This is a genomic window from Finegoldia magna (assembly GCF_003182075.1).
Lineage (GTDB): Bacteria > Bacillota > Clostridia > Tissierellales > Peptoniphilaceae > Finegoldia > Finegoldia magna.
Genome location: NZ_QGTH01000044.1, coordinates 1 through 4,030 on the forward strand (window position 1 = coordinate 1; position 4,030 = coordinate 4,030).

Genomic DNA, 4,030 nt, shown 5'->3' on the forward strand with positions numbered 1-4,030 from the left:
TTTTCTTTAAATATATTTGGGTAGGCTTCGCTAATTATCGGCAAAACTTCCACTTCAATTGCAGGTGTCCATGCTGCAAGGCTTCCTATTTCAAGTCTTATATTTTGTGTTAAATAATTAGATTCAAAGATTTTAGGATATTTACATAGAATTGTTTGTGGGTCTATTGCATCTATTGAAAATTCAAAATCAAAATCCTTTAAATCTTGTTCTAAAATTTTTACAAATTCATCTCTTAAAAATTCTTCTGTCTTTTCATTAACTTCTTTGTTGAATTTATCTTGCTTGGTATTTGATCTTTCTATCCATGGTTCTTTTTCTTCATATCCTAATACTCGCCAATCTAAGATTAAATCTATATCTTCCGAAAATCTTTCTATAAGTCCAAAACACTTTGAAAGTGATGTTCCACCTTTAAAGGTTAAATATTCTTTCCATTTATTTTCATTAAATAGATAGTCTAAGATAAAAGTGACCCAATAGTCTTTTTCAATGACTGCCTCAGATATATTTTTCTTTCTGGCTGTATTTACTATTAAAATTCTTAAGTCTTCTTTGTTTCCTATATAAAACTTATTCATTTTTGCCCTCACAAATTTCCCTTATTACTTCATATATCCATGATGGAACTGATTTTGATTCGTTAATTAAGTCTGTTCTTTCTTTTTCACTTAAGTTTTCTCTTATCTTTTGTATAACTTCATTAGTTATATTTTCTTTGCCCAAAGATTTAATTGCTTGAATAACTGTTGCAGTCTTTAGGGACATATTGGCAATTTCTCCTGGATTTACTTTTTTAAATTCTAAAACCGTATCTCCAATTTTATATTCCTTATATCTTCCACTAGATATATATTTGTAGTGAGTTGGAACTTGTGTGGATAGTCCTAATAAGTTTAAGGCTGTACTATTATATGGTGCAATATTCCAATTGTATTTTCTTGCTATGGCAAGTGCTAACTCGTGAATTGATACCGCTTCGTACTCTCCAATTAATTCACTATATCTTGGATTGTAATAGAATCCATCAATAACACGCTTAATTTTATCTTCATCTGCTAATCTTTTTAATATTTGTCTAACCGTAGCATTAGATGCGATATCTAAAAATTCATTTGCAAAAAATACTTTATGTGAGTCAAAACTATTTATTTTGTTTGATATTTTTTCTGTATATGAACTCATTACAATCCTCCTTTGTCACGGATATTGTATCATATCCGTGACAAAAGTTCAATTGTGCTTAAATTTAATACCCTTATAATAGTTCATCATCTCCATCTAAAAATTCTTCGTGAGTTTCATCATTGTCAGATTCATCTTCTGACTCACTAATATAATCCTCATCATCTTCTTCAAAATCTTCCAACATTCTATCTTCTTTTGCTTTAACTACCTTAAAATAGTATCCTGCTCCTACTACTCCTCCAATTACAAGTGCAACAATTAGAAATGAACCTATCCCGCTTTTCTTTTCTTCTTTTACTGGAACAGTCTTAGGTTCTTCTTTTTTTACTTCTTCTTTCTTAGGCTCTTCAACCTTTATGGTATTTTTATCTTCTGATTCAATCATATTAAGTAGGTCTTGCTCTCCTACTTCTGTCAATAACCTTACATTATCTTGATTTGATGAGTGATCCACTATTAGGTGCATAGTTTTTCCACTTTTAGTTTGAAATGTTAAAAATTGTCTTACATCTACTGGATTTTCTTTATCTTTTTCTGTATCTCCACTTGGTGTAATATCTTTTCCATTCCTATCTACATTTTCAATTACTGAACCTCTTGCCTTATTTTCCTGTGTCGCAAGATTATTTACTGCCTTTGTATTACCACCTTTTACAAGTGGTGTTTTCTTAGGAGGATTATTTGAAGGCTTATTTGTTTCACTTGTATTTCCTGGTATCCTTGGAACATCTTGATAAGGAATTTCTTCTTTTGATGGTGTAAAAACATCATCTTTCAACATTTTTTCTAATTCTTCTTTTTGTGGTTCATATATTGATTCACTTTGATTTTCTATTTGCCCTTCATTTGTCATCGCAAATGTAGCTTTTGGTACTGTAAATGTAAAAAGGAGTAACGCTATGGCTACTCCTTGTTTAATGCTCTTATTCATTTTTCTATCCTTTCTTATTTTACATTTTTAAATACATAGACTGCTTTTCTAGCATTGTCCCATTCTATTGTTTGGTTTTTACCATCTTTAATATCTCCATGACTAGCTCCGAAAGCTTTGGCAATATTTGAAATTGAAGCATGAATTCTTCCATTTATAATCACAGGCTTAACATCTGAATTGTAGACCTTTCCATCTGAATCTTTCATAACACCAGTATCAATATTTAGTCTTAATGTCTTTTTAGCTAAGATATTATTCTCCTTATTTGAGAAAATAGCTTCACGAGTAGAGTTGTCATACTCAACATTAAAACCTAGAGTATAAGCAATATATCTTACCGGAATCATAGTTCTTCCTTGATCCACATAAGTTTTTACATCCATATATACTGTTGTCTTACCATCTTTATTGATAATGTTATAAAAGTTTTTGTCTACTTGGAAAACTGCAAATTCTTTTTCATCTTTAACTTGTTTTTTGGATTGTTGTTCCTCTTGTTTTTTCATCTTGTTAAGATCAAATTGATTTAGGATATTCTTGTCATCAGCTTTCAAAATTTCGTCCCACTTCTTATCTTGAGATTTCTTATCTTCTTTCTTCTCTTTGTTTTCTTTTTGAAGTTTTAGAAGTTCATCTAATTTCTTAGATAAGTCTTGGTTTAGGTTTTTGTCTTTTTCATCTTTAGCTTGTTTTTCAAGTTCTTCTTTCGATTTTTTATTTGCTTCCTCGATTAACTTCTTTGCTTCTTCGATTTTCTTATCTAATTCTTCTTTTAGCTTTTTAATTTCTTCTTCAGAAGCTTTTTGTTTTTCTTCTAGCCTTTTAATTCTCTCCTCTAATTCTTTTTTCGTATTTTCAGAAGATTCTTTTAAGCTATCAATAGCCTTTTGAAGCTCTTCAATTTTCTTAAAGCATTCTGACTTAGAATTTTCTATTTCTTTCTTCTTAGACTCGAGGTCTTTTATCTTAGTGTCTTTTTCATCAAGAGCTTTTTCTAAGTCCTTAATTTTATTGTCTTTATCCTCAATTTCTTTATTTTTCTTTGCAAGTTCTCCTTCTAAAGACTCAAGTTTTTCTTGCATTTCTTTGATTTTATTTTCGTTTTTGTCGGTCTTTTCTTTTTCAGATTCTAACTCCCATTTTGTAGATGAATAATCTTCTTTTAGTTTTGCATTTTCATCTTGTAATCTTTTTAATTCATCTTTAAGCTGAGTAATTTCTGCTATTAGTTCATCATTTTTAGAATTTTTAAGTTCCTCAATTTCTTTATTCAATTGAGCAATCTTATTATCTTTATCTCTAATCTCTTCTTCTAGCTTAGACTTTTCTTGTTTTAGTTTTTCTCCATTATCTTTGCAAGATTCTAACTTTTCCTTTAATTCATCTATCTTTGATTGGTCTTCTTTTTTCTTATCATTTAAGTCTTTGATCTGATTTTCTAAATCACTAATTTTACTTATTGAACTTTCTATCACTTTTTTACTACCATCTGTATCATCAGCTTTAGCTAGTACATTAGTAGTTGAAGTTGATGTTAAAACTAATAAAAGAGCCATAAAAAAGGCTCTTAGTCTGTTCGTATTAAATTTCTTCATTATGAATGTTCTCCTTTTCTTTTAATTTTTCTTCTATTTTTCTGTCATTGATTTTCTCCATTAATTCTTCCAAGCTAATATTGTTCCTCCTAAGAGTTACAATTATTTCTTCATTTTCAACTTGTATTTCTTCATCGCAAATTTCCTTGTATTTTGCATTTAAATCTTTTAATTTCTCTTCTATTTTTTTCTTTTTGTTCCTAATACTTATAAGCTTCCTGTTCACATAATATCTCCCTTCTATCTTGGTCTTCCAAAACCATAAAAGTGTGATTTCCAATATTTTGAATTTATTGATGTGTATTGAATTGGA

General features: G+C 29.2%; 5 protein-coding genes. All 5 read right to left on the bottom strand.

All coding sequences use genetic code 11. The features are described from left to right. Window positions 1–581, bottom strand: a 581-nt coding sequence (locus DES33_RS09385) for a nucleotidyl transferase AbiEii/AbiGii toxin family protein (RefSeq protein ID WP_146199881.1), incomplete at its 3' end; no start/stop codon positions are given. Further along, complete coding sequence (locus DES33_RS09390) at window positions 574–1,185, bottom strand: DUF6088 family protein (RefSeq protein ID WP_110058820.1); 612 nt, start codon at window positions 1,183–1,185, stop codon at window positions 574–576. The genes DES33_RS09390 and DES33_RS09385, both read right to left, overlap by 8 nt. Before the next feature lie 73 nt (window positions 1,186–1,258). Then, window positions 1,259–2,119, bottom strand: coding sequence for a CD1107 family mobile element protein (locus DES33_RS09395; protein WP_110058821.1), 861 nt, complete (start codon window positions 2,117–2,119; stop codon window positions 1,259–1,261). A gap of 14 nt (window positions 2,120–2,133) precedes the next feature. After that, on the bottom strand, window positions 2,134–3,717 hold the full coding sequence (locus DES33_RS09400) for a stalk domain-containing protein (RefSeq protein WP_110058822.1): 1,584 nt from the start codon (window positions 3,715–3,717) through the stop codon (window positions 2,134–2,136). After that, window positions 3,704–3,943, bottom strand: a complete 240-nt coding sequence (locus DES33_RS09405; protein WP_110058823.1) for a hypothetical protein — start codon at window positions 3,941–3,943, stop codon at window positions 3,704–3,706. The genes DES33_RS09400 and DES33_RS09405 overlap by 14 nt, the downstream gene beginning before the upstream one ends. Between the last annotated feature and the right edge of the window lie 87 nt (window positions 3,944–4,030).